Origin of the sequence: Kitasatospora sp. NPDC052868 (assembly GCF_044547105.1) — a bacterium.
Classification (GTDB): domain Bacteria; phylum Actinomycetota; class Actinomycetes; order Streptomycetales; family Streptomycetaceae; genus Kitasatospora.
This window is the reverse complement of the sequence record NZ_JBITZW010000015.1, coordinates 105835-129624: the sequence shown is the minus strand read 5'-3', so window position 1 is coordinate 129624 and position 23790 is coordinate 105835. Positions and strand designations below refer to the sequence as shown.

Genomic DNA, 23790 nt, shown 5'->3' with positions numbered 1-23790 from the left:
CATGGTGGAGGCGACGGAGGGTCAGGTCAACCGTCGCCGGGCGGCGGCTCGGCCCCGACCTCCGGGAAGACCCCTAGGGGACTTCCCGGGACCCGTCCGGATGCCCTCGCCGGTCGCCTCAAAAACCTGAACGGTCACCGTTAGAGTGGCCGGAACACGGGCCCGGCAGGCTCACCGCACCTGCGGAGGAGCGCCCCGCGCGGGCGGCACGGCGAGGAGTGCGACAGGTGCGGCCAGTCGGCAGCAAGTATCTGCTTGAGGAGACCCTCGGCCGGGGGGCCACCGGCACCGTCTGGCGCGGCCGGGTGCGGGCGGACGTCGCGGTGCCGGGCAGCGAGCCGGGGCAGTCGGTGGCGATCAAGGTGCTGCGCGAGGAGCTGGCGGCCGACCCGGACGTGGTGATGCGCTTCCTGCGGGAGCGCTCGCTGCTGCTGCGGCTGACCCACCCCAACATCGTCAAGGTCCGCGACCTGGTCGTCGAGGGCGAGCTGCTGGCCCTGGTGATGGACCTGATCGAGGGCCCGGACCTGGCCCGCTACCTGCGCGGCAACGGCCCGTTCAGCCCGATCGCGGGCGCCCTGCTGATGGCCCAGGTCGCGGACGCGCTGGCGGCCAGCCACGCCGACGGGGTCGTCCACCGCGACCTCAAGCCGGCCAACGTCCTGCTCGCCTCCACCCTGGTGGACGGCACCGAGCAGATGCACCCGATGCTGACCGACTTCGGCATCGCCCGGCTCGCCGACTCCCCGGGCATCACCCGCACCCACGAGTTCGTCGGCACCCCGGCGTACGTCGCGCCCGAGTCCGCCGAGGGCCGCCCGCAGACCTCCGCCGTGGACGTCTACGGCGCCGGGATCATGCTGTACGAGCTGGTCACCGGGCGGCAGCCGTTCCAGGGCGACGGCCCGCTGGCGATCCTCCAGGCGCACCTGGCCCAGGAGCCGCAGCGCCCGGCCAACCTGCCCGAGCCGCTCTGGACGGTGATCGAGCGCTGCCTGCGCAAGGACCCGGCGCAGCGCCCGAGCGCCGTCTCGCTGGCGCACGCGCTGCGGGTGGTCGCGGCGGGCGTCGGCGTGCACGCCGCCCCGGCGGCGGTGGACGCGGCGCTCGCGGTCGGCGCGCTCCTGCTGCCCGACCCGCAGCCGACCGCCGTACCGGGCGCCGCCGCCGGTCTGCCCGGTACGCCGGGCACCGAGGACCGCACCCAGGTGCTGCCGACCGGAGGCCAGGCCCCGTCGTTCGACCAGGCCCAGTACGACCAGGCCCAGTACGACCAGGCCCAGTACGACCCGGCGGCCGCCACCCGGCTGATGGGCACCCAGCCCCCGCCGGCCCCGTTCGGCGCGGCCGACCGGACCCAGGTGATGCCGCCCACCCCGCCCGGCCCGCCGGAGCCGGAGGCGCCGCACCCGTGGCAGACCCAGCTGCGGGCCGCCCGCGACCGCAACCAGCAGACCGAGATCGGCTACTTCGCCCCCGAGGACTTCGAGGCCCCGCCGGTCGCCCCGCCGCCGTACCAGGCGGGCGGCCAGGGCCGTCCGCAGGGCCCGCAGGGCTACCAGCAGCAGCCCCCGCAGCAGCCTCCGCAGGGGTACCCGCAGCAGCAGCCCCCGCGCGGCTACCAGCAGCAGCCCCCGCCGCCCGGCTACGCCCAGCGGCCGCCGGTGGCCCCGCCGCCGTACCAGGCCCCGCCCGGCGGCCGCCCGCAGCCCCCCGGCGGCTACAACCAGCCCCCGCAGCGCGGCTACCAGCAGGCCCCGCCGCCCGGGTACGGCGCGCCGCAGGGCCGCCAGGCCCCGCCGCAGGGCGGCCCCCAGGGCGGCTACCCGCCGCCGCCCGCACCGGCCGCCGTCCCGCGCCGGGCCGAACCGCCCGCACCGCAGCACCGCGAGCCCCCGCAGCGCCGGGAGGCGCCGCCGCGCGAGCCGGCCCGGCGCGAGCCCGCGCCCGCCCGCGAGCCGCGCCCGCGCAGCCGCAACCGGATGTACATCCCGGGCCTCGGCTGCCTCAAGGGCTGCCTGATGGTGCTGCTGGTGCTCGCGGTGGCCGCGGTGGCGCTGTGGAACTTCACCCCGCTGCCGCAGTACTGGTCCGACGTCCAGGACTGGTTCAACAGCGCGAGCGACTGGGTGAGCAGCGTCTTCGGCAGTTCGAAGAACTGAGCCGGCGGCCGGTGCACCGCACCGGCCGCCGCCGGGGCCACCGCGCGGCGCTGACGGCAACATTGACGCTTTGTCGACAATCCATAATATTTCTCGCCTGCCAGAGCCCGCCGAGCGCCCTCAGGCGGCCCGCGAAGGGTGTCCGGGCGCGTAGGTTGGTCGCTGTTGTCCCGCCCCACCGAGCGCACCGGACCCCCAGTGCGCTCCCGCCGCCCACGGAGCAGCATTGGCACGCAAGATCGGCAGCCGCTACACCGTCCACCAGGTGATCGGCCGGGGTTCGGCCGGGACGGTCTGGCTCGGCGAGGGCCCGGACGGCCCGGTCGCGGTCAAGCTGCTGCGCGAGGACCTGGCCGCCGACCAGGTGCTGGTCGGCCGCTTCGTCCAGGAGCGCGCCGCGCTGACCAGCCTCGACCACCCCCGGGTGGTCGGCGTCCGCGACATGGTGGTGGACGGCAGCGACCTCGCCCTCGTGATGGAGCTGGTCCAGGGCACCGACCTGCGCTCCCGGCTGGAGCGCGACGGCGCACTCGCCCCGCAGGCCGCCGTCTCGCTGATCGCCGACGTCGCCGACGGCCTGGCCGCCGCGCACGCCGCCGGGATCGTGCACCGCGACGTCAAGCCCGAGAACGTCCTGCTGGACCTCGCCGCCGCCCCCGGCCCCGGCGGCGCGCCGCGCGCCAAGCTCACCGACTTCGGCGTGGCCCGCCTGGTCGACGCCCCGCGCCGCACCCGCGCCACCCGGATCATCGGCACCCCCGACTACCTCGCCCCCGAGATCATCGAGGGCCTGGAGCCGCGCGCCGCCGTCGACATCTACGCCCTGGCCACCGTGCTCTACGAGGTGCTGGCCGGCGCCACCCCGTTCGGCGGCGGACACACCGGCGCCGTGCTGCGCCGCCACGTCACCGAGCAGGTCCCGCCGGTGCCGGGCCTGCCGGACGGCCTGTGGCGGATCATCGCCGAGTGCCTGGCCAAGGCCCCGGCCTCCCGGCTGCGCGCCGCCGAGCTGGCCGAGCGGCTGCGCGAGCAGCTGCCCGCACTGGCCGGGCTGCCGGTGCTGGCCGTCCCCGCCCAGGGCCGCCCCCCGGCCGAGGAGCTGCTGACCCCCGGCGAGGCCGTCTACGCCGAGGTGGACGCCGGGCCCGGCGTCCACAAGCTCCGCCGCGGTCCGGCCGTCCCGCTGGTGCCCGGCACCGCCCCCGACTCCACCCGGGACACCCACACCAGCCTGCGCCGTCCCTCGGCCGAGGAGCTCGCCTCCTACGCGGCCGAGTCCCGGGCCCAGCGCACCGGCACCGGCCAGAGCGGCCACCGCCGCAACCGCCAGGCCCTGCTGCGCCGCCGCCGGGTGCTGGCCGTCCTGCTGGCCACCGTCCTGCTGCTGGCCGGCGCGGCCGCCGCCTGGACGGCCTTCGCGGCCGTCACCGGCCACGGCGGCCCGGCACCCCGCCCGACCGTCCACAGCAGCGGTCCGCGGGCGCCGTAGCCGCCCCGGCCGTGGGCGGGAGCCCCCGGTGTCGCCAGGTGCCCCCCCGGGGGCATTACCCTGGGTGCGTGGCAGCCGTCGATCCTTCCGAAGAGCTCAAGAACCTCGCTACGACCATGGGGTCGATCGAGGCCGTCCTCGACCTGGACAAGATCCGGGCCGACATCGCGCGTCTGGAGGATGAGGCAGCCGCCCCCGACCTGTGGGACGACCTCGCGAACGCGCAGAAGGTGACCAGTCGGCTCTCCTTCCTCCAGGGCGAACTGCGCCGTGTCGAGTCCCTGCGCAGCCGTATCGACGACGTCGGCGTCCTGTTCGAGCTCGCCGAGGCCGAGGACGACGCGGACACCCGCGTCGAGGCCGAGGGCGAGCTGGCGTCCGTCAAGAAGGCGGTCGAGGAGCTGGAGGTCCGCACCCTCCTGTCCGGCGAGTACGACGCCCGCGAGGCGCTGATCAACATCCGCGCCGAGGCCGGTGGCGTGGACGCCGCCGACTTCGCCGAGCAGCTGATGCGCATGTACCTGCGCTGGGCCGAGCGGCACGGCTACCCGACCGAGGTCTACGACACCTCGTACGCGGAGGAGGCCGGCATCAAGTCCGCGACCTTCACCGTCAAGGCGCCGTACGCCTACGGCACGCTCTCGGTCGAGCAGGGCACCCACCGCCTGGTCCGCATCTCGCCGTTCGACAACCAGGGCCGCCGGCAGACCTCGTTCGCCGGTGTCGAGGTGCTCCCGGTCGTCGAGCAGTCCGACCACGTCGACATCGACGAGTCCGAGCTGCGGATCGACGTGTACCGCGCCTCCGGCCCCGGCGGCCAGGGCGTCAACACCACCGACTCGGCGGTGCGCATCACGCACCTCCCGACCGGCGTCGTGGTCTCCTGCCAGAACGAGCGCTCGCAGATCCAGAACAAGGCCTCCGCGATGAACGTCCTCCAGGCCAAGCTGCTGGAGCGGCGCCGCCAGGAGGAGCGGGCGGCGATGGACGCCCTCAAGGACAGCGGCAGCTCCTGGGGCAACCAGATGCGCTCCTACGTGCTGCACCCGTACCAGATGGTGAAGGACGTGCGCACCGAGTACGAGGTCGGCAACCCGCAGGGCGTGCTGGACGGCGACATCGACGGCTTCATCGAGGCCGGCATCCGCTGGCGCAAGCAGCGCGAGACCGCCGCGCAGTAGGCATCGCGCAGTAGGCAGGCGTACGAGGAGGGCCCCGACGGATCACCGTCGGGGCCCTCCTCGTACGTTTCGCACCTTCGAACGGAATCAGGCCAGCGCCTGCCGGGCGATCAGCACCACCGCGAGCAGCCCGGCCACCAGGGCCAGCAGCATCGCGGGGGAGAGTGCGGCGAACGGACCCTGCTGCTCCTGCAGCCGGGCCCGGTTGGCGCGGCAGACCGGGCAGCGGCCCTCGCTCACGCGGCCGTTGCAGTTGGCGCACACCAGATGGTCGCAGGTCATGCGATCTCCTCCTCGCTGCTACAGCCAACGCACCGGACGGGGCTTTGGTTCCTTTTCTTGCCCTGTGCGGGGGAGCGGCCGACCCCGACCGCCACCTCCACTCTGCCAGGTTCTGACCGTTCCGGCCCCCGGGCTGTGAGATGCCTCGCAATATTCAGGGCATAACCGGACATTATCCCCCAGCTTTCGACCGCTGTCACGGGCCGACCCTGCGGGCCGGGCGCGGACTCGCGTATGGTCCCAAGCCGGGAGCGGCCCTTTCCGCTCCCTCCGCCCGCTCCCGGGCCGGGCGCCCGGGGTGGATCGACCGAGGACTGGCGCCGCCTAGGATGGCCTCCGTGATGCAGCCGTGATCAGATTCGACAACGTCTCCAAGACCTATCCCAAGCAGAACCGTCCCGCCCTGGACAACGTCTCGCTGGAGATCGAGAAGGGCGAGTTCGTCTTCCTGGTCGGCTCGTCCGGCTCGGGCAAGTCCACCTTCCTGCGCCTGTGCCTGCGCGAGGAGCGCCCCAGCGTCGGCGAGGTGCACGTGCTGGGCAAGGACCTGGGCAAGCTGTCCAACTGGAAGGTGCCGCACATGCGCCGCCAGCTGGGCACCGTCTTCCAGGACTTCCGCCTGCTGCCGAACAAGACGGTCGCGCAGAACGTCGCCTTCGCGCTCGAAGTGATCGGCAAGCCCAAGAGCGCCATCAACAAGGTGGTGCCCGAGGTGCTGGACCTGGTCGGCCTCGGGGGCAAGGAGGACCGCATGCCCGGCGAGCTCTCCGGTGGTGAGCAGCAGCGCGTGGCGATCGCCCGCGCCTTCGTGAACCGCCCGATGCTGCTGATCGCGGACGAGCCCACCGGAAACCTCGACCCGCAGAACTCGGTCGGCATCATGAAGCTGCTCGACCGGATCAACCGCACCGGCACCACGGTGCTGATGGCCACGCACGACCAGGCCATCGTCGACCAGATGCGCAAGCGCGTCATCGAGCTCGACAAGGGGCTGCTGGTCCGTGACCAGGCCCGCGGCGTCTACGGATACCAGCACTGATCCACCAGCACTGATGCCGTAGGCCGCCGGCCCACCGTTGCCGGACCGGTCCCGACCCTGGAGTTGTTACACGCATGCGCGCCCAGTTCGTCCTGTCGGAGATCGGTGTGGGTCTCCGCCGCAACCTGACGATGACCATCGCGGTCGTCGTCAGCGTCGCGCTCTCCCTCGCCCTCGCCGGTGCCTCGCTCCTGGTCCGTGACCAGGTCAACTCGATGAAGGGGTACTGGTACGACAAGGTCGAGGTGAGCATCTACTTCTGCACCAAGTCGGATGCCCGCAACTCGCCGCAGTGCCAGGCCGGTGCGGCCACCGACCCGCAGATCGAGGAGATCAAGTCCCAGCTGGACAAGATGGACTCGGTGGTCCAGTCGGCGACCTTCGAGAACTCCGCCGAGGCGTACAAGCACTGGAAGGAGATGAACCCGGACAACCCGCTCATCTCCGTCCTCGGCCCGGAGGCCATCCCGCAGTCCTGGCGGGTGAAGCTCAAGGACCCGACCAAGTACGACGTCATCCAGAGCGCCTTCGCGGGCAAACCGGGCGTCAAGTCGGTGGAGGACCAGCGCAAGATCCTGGAGAACCTCTTCGGCCTGCTGAACGGCCTGCAGACCGCGGCATTCGTGATCATGGTGCTGATGCTGTTCGTCGCCCTGCTGCTGATCGTCAACACCGTCCGGGTGTCGGCGTACAGCCGACGGCGTGAGACCGGCATCATGCGCCTGGTCGGTGCTTCGAACTTCTACGTCCAGATGCCGTTCATCGCCGAGGCCGCGTTCGCCGCGCTGCTCGGCGCGGTGATGGCGTCCGGACTGCTGCTCGGCGGGCACTTCTTCGTCCACAGCTGGCTGGCCGACCGGGTGCAGTTCATCCACTTCATCGGGCTCGGCTCGGTGCTGGCGGTGATACCGCTGCTGGTGGTGGTCGGTATGGGCATGGCCGGTATCGCGGCGTTCTTCACGCTGCGCAAGTACCTGAAGGTCTAGGCACCTGTTCGACCCGCACGACCCCCGTGCGGCCCCGACGGCCCCGGACGGCACTGCGCCGTCCGGGGCCGTCGCCGCTCCGGCGTCACCCGTTCCGGCCCGGCGCGCTCCGCGCTGTGTCTAGACTCCGATGCCATGCCAGAGACTCCGCGCAGAGCACGTCAGGCGGTCACCCTCGGCCTGGTGTTCGGCGCCGTGCTGCTGGCCGGTGCCGCCACCGGCGCGTGGGGGGACTCGGGCACCGCCCCGGCCCGCCACTCCTCCGCCGACGCCGCCCCGGCGGCCGCCGCCACCGCCGCCCCCGTCGCGGCCGGGCAGGACCCGGCCGGCGCCGCGCTCTCCCAGCAGCAGGCCGAGCACCTGCTCGGCGCCAACGGCGACCGCTGGGGGGCCTACTACAGCGCGCAGGAGTACGCCGAGTTCAGCCAGGGCCTGGACGGCCGCTACCTCGGGGTCGGCCTCTCGGTGGGCCGCGGACAGGACGGCGTCACCGAGGTCTCCCAGGTGCAGCCCGCGGGCCCGGCCGCCGCGGCCGGCATCGCCCCCGGCGACCGGCTGCTGCGGATCGGCGCCGACCAGGCCGACCACCTGCCGGTCACCGAGGTGGTCGCCCGGCTGCGCGGGCGGGAGGGCGAGCGCCGGGTCGGCTCCGAGGTGACCCTCGACGTCCAGCGCGGCGATGGCGAGGTCCGCGAGGTCCGGCTGTACCGGACCCTGCTGGACAGCCAGCAGGTCGCGGTGGAGCACCTGGACAAGGGGGTCGTCCGGATCACCGTGCGGGCCTTCACCAGCGGGGTGGCCGAGCAGGTGCGCGCCGCCGTGCAGGGCGCCCGCGCCGGGGTGGTGCTCGACCTGCGCGGGAACTCCGGCGGCCTGGTCGAGGAGGCCGCCGACACCGCCGGGGTCTTCCTGGACGGCGGACCGGTCGGCTCCTACCAGGAGCGCGGCGGGACCCGCGAGCTGACCGCCCCGCCCGGCGGCGACCAGCACGTCCCGCTGGTGGTGCTGGTGGACGGCGGCACGATGAGCGCCGCCGAACTGCTCACCGGCGCCCTCCAGGACCGCAGCCGGGCCGTGGTGGTGGGCGGCCGCACCTTCGGCAAGGGCACCGTCCAGCAGCCCAGCCGGCTCGCCGACGGCGCGGTGCTGGAGCTCACCGTCGGCCGCTACTTCACCCCCGCCGGGCGCTCCCCGGAGGGCACCGGGCTGGCCCCCGACGTACCGGCGGCCGGGGACGAGGACGCCGACGCGCTCGCCCTGCGGGTCCTGGCGGGTCTGGGGACCCGCGCGTAAAGGGGCTGCCCGGCACCGGGTCGGGATGCGAGAATGATCGGCGCTATGGCAAAGGAAACCGGACACAAGCTGATCGCGCAGAACAAGAAGGCGCGACACGAGTACACCATCCTCGACACCTATGAGTGCGGCCTCGTGCTCACCGGCACCGAGGTCAAGTCACTACGCGAGGGTCGGGCCAACCTGGTCGACGGCTACGCCTACATCCAGAACCACGAGGCGTGGATCGACAACGTCTTCATCCCGGAGTACACCCAGGGGACGTGGACCAACCACGCCGCGCGGCGCAAGCGCAAGCTGCTGCTGCACCGGATGGAGATCCACAAGATCGAGGCCAAGGTCCGCGACGCCGGGCACACCCTCATCCCGCTCTCGCTGTACTTCAAGGACGGCCGGGTGAAGCTCGAACTCGCACTCGCCGTCGGCAAGAAGTTGTACGACAAGCGGCAGACGCTGCGCGAGAAGCAGGACACCCGCGAGACGGCACGCGCCGTGGCGGCGGCACGGCGGCGCCAGGGTTAATCCGCTGGACCCTCACCCGTCGCCTCGCGTACTATGGCGCAAGCAACACGGTCGGGTCGGTTCGCCGCCCACCGAGCTGTTTCTCAACAAAACATGGGGATGATCGGTTTCGACAGGGGAAGTCGAAACAGGAGAAGCGAGCCGAGGAACGCGGCAATGATCTCGTTAACCATCTGTCGCAAAAAAATAATCGCCACTTCTAAGCGCGATTCCCAGCAGTTCGCTCTCGCTGCCTAATAAGCACCGATAGCGCTTGGGTGTCAGACCGGGGAGTTCCCGACCCGGACCCTGGCATAATCTAGGGAACTCAACCGTCCGCCCGGGCTGCGGGGGCGGAGGGGAAATCAAACAGCAGCTGGGCCTGTTGGCGGCTTGTCCGCGTGACCGCCAGGGCCGAGAAAATCACAGCGGACTGCGCTCGGAGAAGTCCTGAATCCACTCCACTGGACCCGGGTTCGATTCCCGGCATCTCCACAACCCCATGTTTCAAAAGTCGAAGGCCGCCCACCGCTCAGCGGGGGGCGGCCTTCGTCGTCCCTCCCGGCGGGCCCGCAGGAGCACCGCCACCACCCAGGGGGCGGGCGGTGCAGCGCGGACCGGGGTCGGGGGCGTAGGATTTTCCGTCCGCTCATTTCCCCGAGCCGGACCCACCCACCGCAAGATGTACGTCAGGGGGCTTCTTGGGCGCGCACGGCTCAACCCAGTACACCGCCGCTACCACCGAGGCCATGCAGAGCAACACGGACACCGCCATCACCGCCGCCGCCGACTCCGCCGCGGACGGGGACACCATCCGCGCGCGTGAGGTCGCCGAGGAGCAGCACCACCTCGACACCGTCTACCACCGCCTGGAGGAGAAGCTCGCCGAGGCCGAGTACATCCTGGAGGACGCCGTCAAGCGGGTCCAGGTCGGCACCCCCGGCGCGCTCGCCGAGCGCGACGCCCAGGTCTACCGGGCCGGCGCGCACCTCCAGCGGCTCAACAACGAGTTCGAGGACTTCCTCTTCGGCCGGATCGACCTCCAGCAGGCCGACGCGCCGGAGGAGCACGGCATCCCCTCGAACACCCCGCTCGACCCGGCCGACCCGGCCGTCGCCGAGACCCTCCACATCGGCCGGCTGGGCGTCCTGGACGCCGAGTACGGCCCGCTGGTGATCGACTGGCGGGCGCCGGCCGCCGCGCCGTTCTACCGCTCCACCCCGCTGGAGCCCGGCCGGGTGATCCGCCGCCGGGTGATCCGTTCCAAGGGCCGCAAGGTGGTCGGCGTCGAGGACGACCTGCTGCGTCCCGACCTCGCCCCGACCCTGGACGGCCGCGAGCTGGCGGTGGTCGGCGACGGCGCCCTGATGGCCTCGCTCGGCCGGGCCCGCAGCCACTCGATGCGCGACATCGTGTCGTCCATCCAGAAGGAGCAGGACGAGGTCATCCGCGCCGCCGCGGCCGGGGCCACCCTGGTCACCGGCGGACCGGGCACCGGCAAGACCGCCGTCGCCCTGCACCGCGCGGCCTTCCTGCTCTACCAGGACCGCCGCCGCTACGCCGGGGGCATCCTGGTGGTCTCCCCGACCCCGCTGCTGGTCTCCTACACCGAGGGCGTGCTGCCCTCGCTCGGCGAGGAGGGCCAGGTCGCCATCCGCGCGGTCGGCTCGTTGGTGGACGGCATCGAGGCGGGCACCTACGACACCCCGGAGGCGGCCCGGATCAAGGGCTCGGCCCGGATGACCCAGTTGCTGCGCCGGGCCGCCAGGGGCGCGCTGGAGGCGGGCGCCCCGCAGGAGCTCAAGGTGGTCGCCCGCGGCGAGGTGCTGCGGTTGGACGCCGGGCGCCTGAAGGCCGTGCGCGGCAATGTCATCGGCTCCGGCGGCACCCCGCTGAACCTGCTGCGCCCGCGCGCCCGCAGGCTGCTGCTGGACGCCCTCTGGCAGGAGGTCGTCCGGCACCTGCCCAGGCCGACCGACCACTACGCCCGCGAGCAGCGCCAGGAGGAGAAGGAGTCCTTCGACGACTACGTCTCGGACGAGGCGGCGTTCCTGGACTTCCTGGACGCCTGGTGGCCCGCGCTGACCCCGCGCCGGGTGCTCGGCATGCTCAAGCACACCCGGCACACCAACCGGGTCGCCCGACGGGCCGTCACCCCGGAGGAGGCGCGGGTCCTGGCGGCCTCCTGGCGGCACCTGTCGGAGCGCGGCGAGGGCGCGCTGTCCGCGCACGACGTGGCGCTGGTCGACGAGCTCCAGGTGCTGCTCGGCGAGGCGGCCCGCCCGAAGGTCCGCGAGGTGGACGCGGTGGACCTGCTGACCGGTCTGGACGAGGTCACCACCTTCGCCGACCGCAGCTCCAGACAGCGCGACCGGATCCCGGTCGAGCGCACCGAGTACGCGCACATCATCGTGGACGAGGCGCAGGACCTCACCCCGATGCAGTGGCGGATGATCGGCCGTCGGGCCCGGATGGCCACCTGGACGATCGTCGGGGACCCGGCGCAGTCCTCCTGGCCGTTCCCCGAGGAGGCCGCGGCGGCGATGGACGAGGTGCTGTCCGGCAAGCCGCGCCGGCGCCACACGCTGACCGTGAACTACCGCAACCCGGCCGAGATCGCCGAGGTGGCCGCCAAGGTGCTGGCGCTGGCCGCGCCCGGGACGCCCTCGCCGAGCGCGGTGCGCCGCGTCGGGGTGGAGCCGCGCTTCGCGGCCGTCACCGACCCGGCGCCGGAGGCGTTCGCGGCGGCGGCCCGGGCCGAGCTGGAGCGCCTGCTGGCGGAGGTGGACGGCACGGTGGCGGTCGTCGTGCCGATGGACCGCCGGGCCGAGGCGGCCGGCTGGATCGCGGATCTGGGCGAACGGGCGGTGGCGCTCGGCAGCCTGGAGGCCAAGGGCCTGGAGTACGACGCGACGGTGGTGGCCGACCCGACCGGCATCGCCGGCGAGTCCGAGGCGGGCCTGCGGGTGCTGTACGTGGCGCTGACCCGGGCGACCCAGCGGCTGACCGTGCTCTCGGGCCCGGACGACCTGCCGGACGCGGCGGGGGTGCCCGCGCTGCTGCACGGCTGACGGGTGGGGCGGCCGCCGTGCGCGGCCGCCCCGCGGCCCGGCTGACGCCTGCTCAACGACGAGGGCCCCCACCGCCTGGTGGGGGCCCTCGTTGTGACGATTGGTGACACCGACCCGCCATGCTCGCCTCGCGGCAAGTGGTCGCTCGAAGCGACTAAGGTTGGGCCCGGGGGCTTGGATCGAGCCGGTGTCCCGTCCAATGTAACGCATCGGCCCGTGGGGGCAAGCAGGGTCGCGCGCTCTTGTCGGATCCGCACACTCAATGAACGTTATTTCTGGCTTGCCCCTGGTAGGTGCGACGATCGAGGTCTAGCATGCGCTGGGCACTGCATTCAACAAACTGTTGAATCCATGCCCGGCCCGCAGAGACCCTCAGTGGACGGAAGAAGGACGTCGATGGCGACGGTGCCCAGTGTCTCCAACTCGATCACGGTGCGGCTGGAGGTCCCGGCCCGGGGCAACGCCGTCAGTGCGATCACCACGGCCGTGGAGTCCTCCGGCGGATCGGTCACCGGCCTCGACGTCACCGCCTCCGGCCTGGAGGCGCTGCGGATCGACGTGACCGTCGCGGCGTCCTCGGTCGCGCACGGCGAGGAGATCGTCGAGAAGCTGCGGGCGATCGACGGCGTGGCGATCGGCAAGGTCTCCGACCGCACCTTCCTGATGCACCTCGGCGGCAAGATCGAGATGTCGTCCAAGCTGCCGATCCGCAACCGTGACGACCTGAGCATGATCTACACCCCGGGTGTCGCCCGGGTCTGCCTGGCGATCGCGGAGAACCCCGAGGACGCCCGCCGCCTGACCATCAAGCGCAACAGCGTCGCGGTGGTCACCGACGGCTCCGCGGTGCTCGGTCTGGGCAACATCGGCCCGGCGGCCGCGCTGCCGGTGATGGAGGGCAAGGCGGCCCTGTTCAAGCGCTTCGCCGGCATCGACGCCTGGCCGATCTGCCTGGACACCCAGGACACCGACGAGATCGTGGCCATCGTCAAGGCGATCGCCCCGGGCTTCGCGGGCATCAACCTGGAGGACATCTCCGCGCCGCGCTGCTTCGAGATCGAGGCGCGGCTGCGCGAGGCCCTGGACATCCCGGTCTTCCACGACGACCAGCACGGCACCGCGATCGTGGTGCTGGCCGCGCTCACCAACGCGCTCAAGGTGGTCGGCAAGGCGATCGGCGACATCCGGGTGGTGATGTCGGGCGCCGGCGCCGCCGGTACCGCGATCCTCAAGCTGCTGCTGGCGGCGGGCGTCGAGCACGCCACCGTGGCGGACGTCCGCGGCGTGGTCCACAGCGGCCGGGACGACCTCAACGACTCGCTGCGCTGGATCGCCGAGCACACCAACCGCTCGGGCCGCACCGGCACGCTCAAGGAGGCCGTGGCGGACGCCGACGTCTTCATCGGCGTCTCGGCCCCGAACGTCCTGGACGGCGAAGACCTGGCCACCATGGCGAAGGACGCGATCGTCTTCGCGCTGGCCAACCCGGACCCGGAGGTCGACCCGGCGATCGCCCGTCAGACCGCCGCCGTGGTGGCCACCGGCCGCAGCGACTTCCCGAACCAGATCAACAACGTGCTGGTCTTCCCGGGCGTCTTCCGCGGCCTGCTGGACGCCCAGAGCCGCACGGTCAACACCGAGATGATGATCGCCGCCGCCCGGGCGCTGGCCACCACCGTCGCGGACGACGAGCTGAACGCGAACTACATCATCCCGAGCGTCTTCCACAAGGACGTCGCCAAGACGGTGGCCGCCGCCGTGCGGGAGGCGGCCCTGGCCGGCGCCTCGGAGGAGCCGGCCCCGGCCCGCCCGACCCCGGGCATCGTCGGCACCCTCGACACCGCCTCGTTCCCCACCGTCAAGCTCTGACCCGACCCCTTCGGGACGTGTCGCGGATCGGTCAAATGACCGAATGTCGCCCTTACCCACCCAAGCCCGCCCCGAACCCTTGCGACACAAGGGCGAGGGGCGTGTTTGGGCTTGTCGTGCCTAGGGCGTACGGTAGCCCTGCACGGGGCAGGCGTGTCCGACAAGTACGGAACGTCCCCCTCATCCTCCGGCGAGTCGTCCCGACCGCCGCCCGCGCCCGGTCCGCCGGAGCCGGCGGAGCGTCACACCTCCGGCGGGCGGGCGTTGTTCGGGTGGCGCCGCCGGGGCCCGATTGGCTTTCTCGGGGCCGGACGGGGCAGGATTCGTATCCAGGCAGGCAGGCGGGCCTTCGAAGGCACGGCGGCACGGGGTACGAACCCGCCCCGCGACCATGCATTGCCTGAATGAGCACAGTGTGCGGACCTGCGGCCTATCCGGGTGCCCCCCGGAGGGAGCACCGATGGGCCCCCGCACACCGCAAGCGAACAGACCACAGGAGTACACATGAACCGCAGTGAGCTGGTGGCCGCGCTGTCCGAGCGCGCCGAGGTGACCCGCAAGGACGCCGACGCCGTTCTGGCCGCCTTCGCCGAGATCGTCGGCGAGGTCGTCGCCAAGGGCGACGAGAAGGTCACCATCCCCGGTTTCCTGACCTTCGAGCGCACCCACCGCGCTGCCCGCACCGCCCGCAACCCGCAGACCGGCGAGCCGATCCAGATCGCGGCCGGCTACAGCGCCAAGGTGAGCGCCGGCTCCAAGCTGAAGGAAGCCGCCAAGGGCGCCTGAAGCACCCCTTGAACGCCCGGAGGCCGGGCTCCCCGTGAGGGGGGCCCGGCCTCCGTCGTCGTTCCGGCGGACCGGCGTGCCGGTCAGGCGTGGACGAGCTGCTCGCTGGGCAGCTCGACGTGCGCGCCGAGGTCGCGCAGCTTCTCCATGAAGTTCTCGTAGCCGCGGTTGATCAGGTCGATGCCGTGCACGGTCGAGGTGCCCTCGGCCGCCAGCGCCGCGATCAGGTACGAGAAGCCGCCGCGCAGGTCCGGGATGACCAGCTCGGCGCCGATCAGCTTGGACGGGCCCGAGACGACCGCGGAGTGCAGGAAGTTGCGGGCGCCGAAGCGGCACGGGGTGCCGCCCAGGCACTCGCGGTAGAGCTGGATGTGGGCGCCCATCTGGTTCAGCGCGCCGGTGAAGCCGAGCCGCGACTCGTACACCGTCTCGTGCACGATGGACAGGCCGGTGGCCTGGGTCAGCGCGACCACCAGCGGCTGCTGCCAGTCGGTCTGGAAGCCCGGGTGCACGTCGGTCTCCAGGGCGATCGCCTTGAGCTCGCCGCCCGGGTGCCAGAAGCGGATGCCCTCGTCGTCCACCTCGAAGGCGCCGCCGACCTTCCGGAAGGTGTTGAGGAAGGTCATCATCTCCAGCTGGCGGGCGCCGCGGACGTAGATGTCGCCCTTGGTGGCCAGCGCCGCGCAGGCCCAGGAGGCGGACTCCAGGCGGTCCGGCAGCGCGCGGTGGTTGTAGCCGGTCAGCTCGTCCACGCCGGTGATCAGGATGGTGCGGTCGGTGCCCATGGTGATGATCGCGCCCATCTTCTGCAGGATGCAGATGAGGTCGACGATCTCGGGCTCGACGGCGGCGTTGCGCAGCTCGGTGACGCCCTCGCAGAGGACGGCGGTGAGCAGCACCTGCTCGGTCGCGCCGACCGAGGGGTAGGGCAGCTCGATCCGGGTGCCGCGCAGGCGCTGCGGGGCGACCAGGTAGGTGCCCTGCGGGTGCTTCTCGATGGTGGCGCCGAACTGGCGGAGCACCTCGAAGTGGAAGTCGACCGGGCGGCCGCCGATGTCGCAGCCGCCGAGGCCCGGGATGAAGGCGTGGCCGAGGCGGTGCAGCAGCGGGCCGCAGAACAGGATCGGGATGCGGGAGGAGCCGGCGTGCGCGTCGATGTCCGCGACGTTGGCGCTCTCGACGTGCGACGGGTCGAGGATCAGCTCGCCCTCCTCGTCACCGGTGCGCACGGTCACGCCGTGCAGCTGGAGCAGACCGCGTACCACCTTGACGTCGCGGATGTCCGGGACGTTGCGCAGTCTGCTGGGGCCCTGGCCGAGCAGGGCGGCGACCATGGCCTTGGGGACCAGGTTCTTCGCACCGCGGACGCGGATCTCGCCTTCGAGCGGGTTTCCGCCGTGGACCAGCAGGACGTCGTCGGTCATCGTTCTCGCAATCCGGGGTGCCAGAGGAGTGGGTGGGGCTCCGGTGAGAGCCGGCGGTGGACCGGTCGTACGGGCGCGTTCGGGCCCCCGGTGTGACCGAGTCGGCACCGTAAAAGGGCGTCCACCATCAGTAGATGGTAGTAGGCGTGCGAGTGGTTCCCGTGAGCCTCTCCCGTGATGGTGCTCTCTTGGGGTGGAGTTCCGCCCGCCGGGGCGTCCGTACGGGTGTTCGTCCGGCGCGGCGGGGTTCGGGCCGGACGGTCCTGGTGTTGCGGTGTCCGCCGCCGGGCGTTCTGCGGGATCATGTCTGGCATGACAGGGGCCCACTCGCACGGAGGCCGGTCCCACACCGGCCGCTTGCTCGTCGCGACACCCGTGCTCACCGACCCGAACTTCACGCGGGCGGTGGTGCTCCTCCTCGACCACGACGCCGAGGGGGCGCTCGGCGTCGTCCTCAACCGGCCGACGCCGGTGGAGGTGGGCAGCGTGCTGGACGGCTGGGGCGGCCTGGTCGGGCAGCCCGCCGTGGTGTTCCAGGGCGGCCCGGTGGCGCTCGACTCGGCGCTCGGCCTGGCGGTGGCGCCGGGGGACCCGGGCACCGGCGAGCCGCTCGGCTGGCGGCGGGTGCACGGCGCGATCGGCCTGGTCGACCTGGAGGCGCCGCCCGAGGTGCTGGCCGGGGAGCTGGGGGCGCTGCGGATCTTCGCCGGGTACGCGGGCTGGTCGCCGGGGCAGCTGGAGAGCGAGATCGGCAGCGGCGCGTGGTACCTGGTGGACTGTGAGCCGGGTGACATCTCCAGCCCCGAGCCGGACCGGCTCTGGCGCGCGGTGCTGCGCCGCCAGCGCGGCCCGCTCGCCCTGCTGGCGACCTACCCGGACGACCCCACCCTGAACTGACCCGGATGGCCCCGGGCCCCGGCACTGGCCCGCTTTCCCGGGGCGCCCATAGACTTGGCACCCATGAGCACTCTTGAGCCCGAGCGCGGCCTCGGCACCGGCACCCTGGTCGAGCCCGTCCCGCAGGTGTCCAACGGGGACGGCGACCACGAGCGCTTCGCGCACTATGTCCAGAAGGACAAGATCATGGAGAGCGCCCTCTCCGGGTCCCCGGTGGTGGCGCTCTGCGGCAAGGTCTGGGTGCCCGGGCGCGACCCGAAGAAGTACCCGGTCTGCCCGATGTGCAAGGAGATCTACGACGGCATCGGCAAGCCGCAGGGCGGGGACGACAACAACAAGTAGCTCCGCCCGGAGCGTTTTGCATAGCGACCATTTCCCCAGGTGGTCTATGCCAATCGGGCAGGTCGTGGGCAGGATGGCGGGATGGATCTCATCCCCGCCCCCTTGAGTTCCGTCCGCCTCCCGGACGAGGACTTCCCCCTCGACCGCACGACCACCCTCACCGCGGCGCCCGCCCTGGCGGACGCCGAGCGGTGGCTGCGCACCTCGCTGACCGCCGCGACCGGCCTGCCGCTGGGCCCCGGGCGGTCCGGCGAGGGCATCGAACTGGTCCACGACGAGTCGCTGGCCGGTGAGGCGTACCGGATCTCGGTGCGCCCCGGCCGCGCCGTGGTCGCCGCCGCAGGCCCGGCCGGCGCCCTGTGGGGCGCGCAGACCCTGCGCCAGCTCCTCGGCCCGGACGCCTTCCGCCGCGCGCCGCTGCGCCGCACCGGATGGGTGCTGCCCGGCGTCGACATCGAGGACGCCCCCCGCTTCGGCTGGCGCGGCGCGCTGCTGGACGTCTCCCGGCACTTCCTGCCCAAGTCGGACGTGCTGCGCTTCCTCGACCTGCTGGCCGCGCACAAGCTGAACGTGCTGCACCTGCACCTGACCGACGACCAGGGCTGGCGGGTGGAGATCAAGCGCTACCCGAAGCTCACCGAGCGCGGTGCCTGGCGCGAGCGCTCGATGGTCGGCTACCGGCTGGGCAACCGCCGCGACGACCGCCCGCACGGCGGCTTCTACACCCAGGACGACCTGCGCGAGATCGTCGCGTACGCCGCCGACCGGCAGATCACCGTCGTCCCCGAGATCGACCTGCCCGGCCACACCCAGGCCGCCATCGCCGCCTACCCCGAGCTGGGCAACGCCGACGTGGTGGACACCTCGGCGCTGGGCGTCTGGACCGACTGGGGGGTCAGCCCCAACGTGCTGAACGCCTCCGAGGGCACGCTGCGGTTCTTCGAGGGCGTGCTGGAGGAGGTCCTGGAGATCTTCCCGTCCGAGTTCATCCACCTCGGCGGCGACGAGTGCCCCAAGGAGCAGTGGAAGGACAGCGCGGCCGCGCAGGAGCGGATCACCGAGCTCGGGCTGACCAACGAGGACGAGCTGCAGAGCTGGGTGATCCGGCACTTCGACGGCTGGCTGGCCGCCCGCGGACGCCGGCTGATCGGCTGGGACGAGATCCTGGAGGGCGGCCTGGCGCCCGGCGCGGCCGTCTCCTCCTGGCGCGGCTTCTCCGGCGGGATCGCCGCCGCGCAGGCCGGGCACGACGTGGTGATGTGCCCCGAGCAGCACGTCTACCTGGACCACCGGCAGGGCCCGGCGGACGAGGAGCCCATCCCGGTGGGCTTCCTGCGCACGCTGGAGGACGTCTACCGGTTCGAGCCCGTGCCCCGGCAGCTGGACGAGGAGGCGGCCCGGCGGGTGATCGGCACCCAGGCCAACCTCTGGAGCGAGTTCATGGACTCCGCCCGGGACATCGACTACCGGGCCTTCCCCCGGTTGGCGGCCTTCGCCGAGGTCGCCTGGTCCGCGCTGCCGGCCGACCCGGCCGCGCGCGACTTCGAGGGGTTCGACCGCCGGATGGAAGCCCACCGGGCCCGGTTGGACGCGCTCGGCGTGGAGTACCGGCCGGCCGGCGGGCCGCACCCCTGGCAGCGCCGGCCCGGGGTGGTCGGCCGGCCGATCGAGGGCGCGCCGCCGGAGAAGTGAGCACCTCCGGGCGCCGCACCGCGTGGCGGCGCCCGGGAACTTCCGAGTGGTCATCGGACGTCAAGAACAGATGAACATCTGCTCCGGTTCGCATCGAACCGGAGCAGATACCGCCCGGTATCCGTCCCAATCGGGCAGTCCCGTTCGCCTGCCCCGAAATGATCATCGAGCATTGTGTGCCAGAGTTGCCCAACCCGGCCCGATCGCCCGTACCCTACGGGCCAGGCCGGGCTGCCGACGCGGACATCTCGGCCGAAGGCCGCGGGCGGCAGGCGATCGATGAGCAAGTGGAGCACGGTGGGACCCAGGTGAACCGGACGATCATGCTGCCGGCCTCCCTCGACGAGGCCGTCGACGCGCTGGCCGCCACCCCGGCCGCGGTACCGGTGGCCGGCGCCACCGACCTGATGGAGGCCGTCAACGCCGGACGGCTGCGCCCCGCCGCCCTGATCGGCCTCGGCCGGATCACCGAACTGCGCGGCTGGCGGTACGAGGACGGCGGCACCGCCGTGCTCGGCGCCGGACTCACCCACGCCCGGATGGACCGCCCCGACTTCGCCGCGCTGATCCCGGCGCTGGCCGACGCGGCGCGGACCGCGGGCCCGCCGCAGGTGCGCAACGTCGGCACCCTCGGCGGCAACATCGCCACCGCCGCCCCGGCCGGCGACACCCTGCCGGTGCTCGCCGCGCTGGAGGCCAGCGTCACCCTCGCCCGGGCCGGCGCCACCCGCGAGGTACCGGTCAGCCACCTGCTCACCGGCCTCGACCCGGTGCGCCCCGGCGAACTGCTCACCTGGGTGCGCGTCCCGCTGCTGCACGCCCCGCAGGTCTTCCTCAAGGCCACCGGCCGCAGCGGACCCGCCCGCGCCACCGCCTCCGTCGCCCTCGTCCTCGACCCGGCCCGGCGCGCCGTGCGCTGCGCGGTCGGCGCCGTCGCCCCCGTGCCGCTGCGCCCGCTGGAGGCCGAGGCCTGGGTGGCCGGCTGCATCGACTGGGACGGCTCCCGCGAGATCGACCCCGCCGCGACGGCCGCCTTCGGCGAGTACGTGGCCGCCGCCTGTGTACCTGACGGCTACGGCGCCGAGGGCGCCTGGGAGGCCGTGACCGAGGGGCCGAGCGCGGCGGCCGTTCGGCTGCGGCGTACCGTATCGGTGCTGGCCCGCCGGGCACTGGGAAGGGCGCTGAAGTGACCACAGACCCCATCGAAACCCTCGACCCGGGCCCGCTCGACCACGCCCCGCAGGTCAGCCGCGAGCTGCGCCCCTGCGCCTCGTACACGCTGCGGGTCAACGGTTTCGAACGGCCCGTCACCGACGCCTGGATCGGCGAGAGCCTGCTCTACGTGCTGCGCGAGCGGCTCGGCCTGGCCGGCGCCAAGGACGGCTGCGAGCAGGGCGAGTGCGGCGCCTGCTCGGTGCAGGTGGACGGCCAGCTGGTGGCCGGCTGCCTGGTGCCCGCCGCGCTGGCCGCCGACAGCGAGATCAACACCGTCGAGGGCCTGTCGGCCGGCGGCGCCGCCAGCGACGTCCAGCAGGCGCTGGCCGAGTCCGGCGCGGTGCAGTGCGGCTACTGCACGCCCGGTATGGCGATGGCCGTGCACGACCTGCTCCAGCGCAACCACCGGCCCACCGAGGTCGAGGCCCGCCAGGCGCTCTGCGGCAACCTCTGCCGCTGCACCGGCTACCGGGGCGTGCTGGCCGCCGTGCAGAGCGTCGCCGACGCGCGCGCCGCGCAGACCGAGGAGGCCGACGAGGCCCCCGCCCCGGCCGAGGCCGCCGCCGCTCCCGCCGCGGAGCCCGCCGCCGAGGCCGGGCGCTCCACCGGGGACCTGCCGGTGTACACCGACGCCGACGCCTGGATCGAGCACGTCCCCCAGCCGCCCGCCGAGGAGACCCCGACCACCGCCGGGACGGGCGTCGGCGTCGGCATGCAGTACGGCACGCCGGACGGGCACGGCGGCTACGACACCGGCGTGTACGACACCACCGTCCTGCGGCCCGTCCAGGACCTGCCGGCCCAGGGCGCCCCCGTCCACGGCATCCCCGCGCAGGCGGCCGCCGAGCCCGGCTACTACCCGCAGCCGGGCTACCCCGAGGCCCCGTACCAGGGCACCCCGGCGCACGGCACCTACGTCCCCGGCCACCAGGACGGCGGCTACCCGCAGCAGTCCGGCTACGAGGCCGCCGCGCCCTACGACGGCCCGGTCTACGAGACCACCCCCGCGCACGGCATCGCCTTCGACGCCGCCGCCTTCGACGGCACGACCGGCCACGGCGCGCCGTACACGCCCACGCCCCCGCACGGCGTCCCGGCCGAGGGCACCGCCCCCGCCGGCGTCCCGTACGGCGCCACCCCCGCCCACGGCATCCGGCTCCCCGAGGACGACCACGCATCATGACCTCGCCGACCGACATCACGGCCGCCGGCCAGCAGCAGGACGCCGGCGAGGGCGGCGCGCCGGAGCCGTTCGGGCTCGGCAGCTCCCCGCTGCGCAGCGACGCGCTCCCCAAGGCGCTCGGCATCTACCCGTACGCCTCCGACCTCTGGGCCGAGGGGCTGCTCTGGGGCGCCGTCCTGCGCTCGCCCCACCCGCACGCCCGGATCAAGGGCATCGACACCTCGGCCGCGCTCGCCCTGCCCGGCGTGCACGCCGTGGTCACCGCCGCCGACCTGCCGGCCGGTCCGGACGGGAGCCCGGACGGCGCGCCGGCCGGGCCGATCGTCGCCGACCGGCCGGTGCTGGCCGCCGGCGTGGTCCGCCACCACGGCGAGCCGGTCGCCGCCGTGGCCGCCGACCACCCCGACACCGCCCGCCTCGCGGTCGGCCTGATCACCGTCGAGTACGAGCCGCTGGAGGCCGTCACCGACCCCGAGCAGGCCTTCACCGCCCCCGCGCTGCACCCGGACGGCAACCTGTTCCGGCACCTGCCGCTGCGCACCGGCGACCCGGACGCGGCCGGCGAGGTCATCGTCGAGGGCCTGTACCAGGTCGGACGGCAGGACCCGGCGCCGCTCGGCGCCGAGGCCGGCCTCGCCGTGCCGCGCCCGGACGGCGGCGTGGAGCTGCACCTGTCCTCCACCGACCCGCACGGCGACCGCGACCGCACCGCCGCGTGCCTCGGCCTGGAGCCCGACCGGGTCCGGCTGGTGGTCACCGGTGTGCCCGGCGCCACCTCGGACCGCGAGGACCTCTCCTTCCAGGTCACCCTGGCCCTGCTGGCGCTGCGCACCGGCCGCCCGGTGAAGATGACCCTCACCCGCGAGGAGTCCTTCCAGACCCACACCTCCCGCCACCCGGCCCTGCTGCGCTACCGCCACCACGCGGACGCCGAGGGCCGGCTGGTCAAGGTCGAGGCCCAGATCCTGCTGGACGGCGGCGCCTACGCGGACGTCTCCGCCGAGGCGCTGGCCGCCGCGACCGCCTTCTCGGTCGGCCCGTACGTCTGCCCGAACGTCTTCGTGGACGCCTGGGCGGTGCGCACCAACAACCCGCCGGCCGGCCGGATGCGCGGCGAGGGCGCCCTGCAGGCCTGCTTCGCCTACGAGTCGCAGCTGGACCAGCTGGCCGCCCGGGTGGGGGTGGACCCGCTGGAGATCCGCCGCCGCAACGCGCTGGCCACCGGGGACCCGATGCCCACCGGACAGGCCGTCACCTGCCCCGCGCCGGTGGCCGCACTGCTGGACGCCCTGGCCGAGGAGCCGCTGCCCGCGCTGCCGGTGGACGACCCGGACGCCGAGTGGCTGCTGCCGGGCGGGCCCGGCGGCGCCGGGGACCCGGCGGCGGTGCGGCGCGGCATCGGCTACGCGGTGGGCATGGTGCACATGCTGGGCGCCGAGGGCGAGGACGAGGTCTCCACCGCGACGGTGCGGGTCAGCGGCGACCACGCCACGGTGATCTGCGCCGCCGTCGACTCCGGGCAGGGCTTCGCCACGCTGGCCCGGCAGATCGTGCAGTCCGTGCTCGGCGTCAGCGAGGTCTACATCGCGCCGGCCGACAGCGACCAGTCGATCGCCGGGCCGTCGGCCCGGGGCCGGCACACCTGGGTCTCCGGCGGCGCCGTCGAGCGGGCCGCGCTGATGGTCCGCCACCAGTTGCTGCAGCCGATCGCCGCCAACTTCGGGATGTCGGTGGAGCTGCTGCAGATCGCCGACGGCAAGATCACCTCCTACGACGGGGTGCTCGGCATGCCGGTCGCGGAGGCGCTGGAGGGCAAGGAGCTCTGGGCCACCGCGCAGTGCCGTCCGCACCCGACGGAGCCGCTGGACGAGGCCGGGCAGGGCGATGCCTTCGTCTCCATCGCGTTCTGCGCGATGCGGGCGGTGGTGGACGTGGACATCGAGCTCGGCGCGGTCCGGGTGGTCGAGGTGACCGTCGCCCAGGACGTCGGCCGGGCGCTGAACCCGCGCCAGATCGAGGACCGGATCGAGGCGGGGGTGGCGCAGGGCGTGGGCCTGGCGCTGCTGGAGGACCTGCGCACCGAGGGCGGCGTGCTGGTCAACCCCTCGCTCACCGGCTACCGGCTGCCGACCGCGCTGGACACCCCCGAGGTGCGGATCGCGGCGCTGCTGGAGGAGCGGGACGTGGTCGCCACCTTCGGGGCCAAGGCGGTCAGCGCCGCGCCCGCCGTGGTGGCCCCGTCGGCCGTCGCCGCCGCGGTGCGGGCCGCCACCGGGCTGCCGGTCGGCCGGCTGCCGATCCGCCCCGAGGACGCCGTCACGGCGTGAGCCGCGGGGGAGCGGAAGGGGTCGCCCCTTCCGCTCCCTTTCTTTTCCGGA

The 23790-nt window shown here is 73.4% G+C and carries 18 protein-coding genes and 1 other RNA gene; 17 read left to right on the top strand and 2 right to left on the bottom strand.

Going from position 1 to position 23790, the window contains the following annotated elements; genetic code table 11:
- The first annotated feature begins 227 nt into the window (after positions 1-227).
- The 3 genes from ACIGZJ_RS24825 to prfB all read left to right on the top strand — a co-directional run bounded on the left by ACIGZJ_RS24825 (position 228) and on the right by prfB (position 4832).
- Positions 228-2162 (top strand): protein kinase, encoded by a 1935-nt coding sequence (locus ACIGZJ_RS24825; RefSeq protein WP_396459267.1) that lies wholly within the window; start codon positions 228-230, stop codon positions 2160-2162.
- A gap of 226 nt (positions 2163-2388) precedes the next feature.
- A complete protein-coding gene (locus ACIGZJ_RS24820) occupies positions 2389-3651 on the top strand; it encodes a serine/threonine-protein kinase (RefSeq protein WP_396459266.1) in 1263 nt (420 codons plus the stop codon).
- Between the two features lie 68 nt (positions 3652-3719).
- The gene (gene prfB, locus ACIGZJ_RS24815) at positions 3720-4832 is read left to right on the top strand and encodes a peptide chain release factor 2 (RefSeq protein ID WP_396459265.1); all 1113 of its coding nucleotides are present in this window, start codon (positions 3720-3722) and stop codon (positions 4830-4832) included.
- 87 nt (positions 4833-4919) lie between these two features.
- Here prfB and ACIGZJ_RS24810 read toward each other — a convergent pair whose 3' ends face one another.
- Complete coding sequence (locus ACIGZJ_RS24810) at positions 4920-5114, bottom strand: hypothetical protein (RefSeq protein WP_392938761.1); 195 nt, start codon at positions 5112-5114, stop codon at positions 4920-4922.
- A gap of 349 nt (positions 5115-5463) precedes the next feature.
- On the opposite strand from ACIGZJ_RS24810, the gene ftsE reads away from it, so the two are divergent.
- From ftsE to ACIGZJ_RS24770, 8 genes are all read left to right on the top strand, one after another.
- Positions 5464-6153 (top strand): cell division ATP-binding protein FtsE, encoded by a 690-nt coding sequence (ftsE, locus tag ACIGZJ_RS24805; protein WP_184919059.1) that lies wholly within the window; start codon positions 5464-5466, stop codon positions 6151-6153.
- Positions 6154-6227: 74 nt separating this feature from the next.
- Positions 6228-7139 carry a permease-like cell division protein FtsX gene (gene ftsX / locus ACIGZJ_RS24800; RefSeq protein WP_396459264.1) on the top strand — a complete coding sequence of 304 codons (912 nt, stop codon included), beginning with the start codon at positions 6228-6230 and terminating at the stop codon, positions 7137-7139.
- A 135-nt stretch (positions 7140-7274) separates the two neighbouring features.
- Positions 7275-8432: a S41 family peptidase gene (locus ACIGZJ_RS24795; RefSeq protein WP_396459263.1), complete on the top strand. Its 1158-nt coding sequence runs from the start codon at positions 7275-7277 to the stop codon at positions 8430-8432.
- Positions 8433-8477: 45 nt separating this feature from the next.
- Positions 8478-8954 carry an SsrA-binding protein SmpB gene (smpB, locus tag ACIGZJ_RS24790; RefSeq protein ID WP_392938766.1) on the top strand — a complete coding sequence of 159 codons (477 nt, stop codon included), beginning with the start codon at positions 8478-8480 and terminating at the stop codon, positions 8952-8954.
- Positions 8955-9049: 95 nt separating this feature from the next.
- Positions 9050-9431: a transfer-messenger RNA gene (ssrA, locus tag ACIGZJ_RS24785) on the top strand.
- Positions 9432-9682: 251 nt separating this feature from the next.
- Positions 9683-12004: a HelD family protein gene (locus tag ACIGZJ_RS24780; RefSeq protein WP_396459262.1), complete on the top strand. Its 2322-nt coding sequence runs from the start codon at positions 9683-9685 to the stop codon at positions 12002-12004.
- A gap of 396 nt (positions 12005-12400) precedes the next feature.
- The gene (locus tag ACIGZJ_RS24775; protein ID WP_396459261.1) at positions 12401-13873 is read left to right on the top strand and encodes an NAD-dependent malic enzyme; all 1473 of its coding nucleotides are present in this window, start codon (positions 12401-12403) and stop codon (positions 13871-13873) included.
- A gap of 504 nt (positions 13874-14377) precedes the next feature.
- A complete protein-coding gene (locus ACIGZJ_RS24770) occupies positions 14378-14659 on the top strand; it encodes an HU family DNA-binding protein (RefSeq protein ID WP_030059737.1) in 282 nt (93 codons plus the stop codon).
- An 83-nt stretch (positions 14660-14742) separates the two neighbouring features.
- Here ACIGZJ_RS24770 and murA read toward each other — a convergent pair whose 3' ends face one another.
- Positions 14743-16083 (bottom strand): UDP-N-acetylglucosamine 1-carboxyvinyltransferase, encoded by a 1341-nt coding sequence (murA, locus tag ACIGZJ_RS24765; RefSeq protein ID WP_392938770.1) that lies wholly within the window; start codon positions 16081-16083, stop codon positions 14743-14745.
- A 303-nt stretch (positions 16084-16386) separates the two neighbouring features.
- On the opposite strand from murA, the gene ACIGZJ_RS24760 reads away from it, so the two are divergent.
- From ACIGZJ_RS24760 to ACIGZJ_RS24735, 6 genes are all read left to right on the top strand, one after another.
- Positions 16387-16980 (top strand): YqgE/AlgH family protein, encoded by a 594-nt coding sequence (locus tag ACIGZJ_RS24760; RefSeq protein WP_392938772.1) that lies wholly within the window; start codon positions 16387-16389, stop codon positions 16978-16980.
- A 63-nt stretch (positions 16981-17043) separates the two neighbouring features.
- Complete coding sequence (locus ACIGZJ_RS24755) at positions 17044-17322, top strand: DUF3039 domain-containing protein (protein ID WP_360195114.1); 279 nt, start codon at positions 17044-17046, stop codon at positions 17320-17322.
- Between the two features lie 81 nt (positions 17323-17403).
- Positions 17404-19014, top strand: coding sequence for a beta-N-acetylhexosaminidase (locus ACIGZJ_RS24750; RefSeq protein ID WP_396459260.1), 1611 nt, complete (start codon positions 17404-17406; stop codon positions 19012-19014).
- Positions 19015-19337: 323 nt separating this feature from the next.
- Positions 19338-20204: an FAD binding domain-containing protein gene (locus tag ACIGZJ_RS24745; RefSeq protein WP_392939013.1), complete on the top strand. Its 867-nt coding sequence runs from the start codon at positions 19338-19340 to the stop codon at positions 20202-20204.
- The gene (locus ACIGZJ_RS24740; protein WP_396459259.1) at positions 20201-21412 is read left to right on the top strand and encodes a (2Fe-2S)-binding protein; all 1212 of its coding nucleotides are present in this window, start codon (positions 20201-20203) and stop codon (positions 21410-21412) included. The genes ACIGZJ_RS24745 and ACIGZJ_RS24740 overlap by 4 nt, the downstream gene beginning before the upstream one ends.
- A complete protein-coding gene (locus tag ACIGZJ_RS24735; RefSeq protein ID WP_396459258.1) occupies positions 21409-23739 on the top strand; it encodes a xanthine dehydrogenase family protein molybdopterin-binding subunit in 2331 nt (776 codons plus the stop codon). The genes ACIGZJ_RS24740 and ACIGZJ_RS24735 overlap by 4 nt, the downstream gene beginning before the upstream one ends.
- Positions 23740-23790 lie beyond the last annotated feature (51 nt).

Bases quoted from the DNA above. Each gene is read 5' to 3' on its own strand.
- ACIGZJ_RS24810 (WP_392938761.1), bottom strand. From the start codon at position 5,114: ATGACCTGCGACCATCTGGTGTGCGCCAACTGCAACGGCCGCGTGAGC.
- ftsX (WP_396459264.1), top strand. From the start codon at position 6,228: ATGCGCGCCCAGTTCGTCCTGTCGGAGATCGGTGTGGGTCTCCGCCGC.
- ACIGZJ_RS24795 (WP_396459263.1), top strand. From the start codon at position 7,275: ATGCCAGAGACTCCGCGCAGAGCACGTCAGGCGGTCACCCTCGGCCTG.
- smpB (WP_392938766.1), top strand. From the start codon at position 8,478: ATGGCAAAGGAAACCGGACACAAGCTGATCGCGCAGAACAAGAAGGCG.
- ACIGZJ_RS24780 (WP_396459262.1), top strand. From the start codon at position 9,683: ATGCAGAGCAACACGGACACCGCCATCACCGCCGCCGCCGACTCCGCC.
- ACIGZJ_RS24775 (WP_396459261.1), top strand. From the start codon at position 12,401: ATGGCGACGGTGCCCAGTGTCTCCAACTCGATCACGGTGCGGCTGGAG.
- ACIGZJ_RS24770 (WP_030059737.1), top strand. From the start codon at position 14,378: ATGAACCGCAGTGAGCTGGTGGCCGCGCTGTCCGAGCGCGCCGAGGTG.
- murA (WP_392938770.1), bottom strand. From the start codon at position 16,083: ATGACCGACGACGTCCTGCTGGTCCACGGCGGAAACCCGCTCGAAGGC.
- ACIGZJ_RS24760 (WP_392938772.1), top strand. From the start codon at position 16,387: ATGTCTGGCATGACAGGGGCCCACTCGCACGGAGGCCGGTCCCACACC.
- ACIGZJ_RS24755 (WP_360195114.1), top strand. From the start codon at position 17,044: ATGAGCACTCTTGAGCCCGAGCGCGGCCTCGGCACCGGCACCCTGGTC.
- ACIGZJ_RS24750 (WP_396459260.1), top strand. From the start codon at position 17,404: ATGGATCTCATCCCCGCCCCCTTGAGTTCCGTCCGCCTCCCGGACGAG.
- ACIGZJ_RS24745 (WP_392939013.1), top strand. From the start codon at position 19,338: ATGCTGCCGGCCTCCCTCGACGAGGCCGTCGACGCGCTGGCCGCCACC.
- ACIGZJ_RS24735 (WP_396459258.1), top strand. From the start codon at position 21,409: ATGACCTCGCCGACCGACATCACGGCCGCCGGCCAGCAGCAGGACGCC.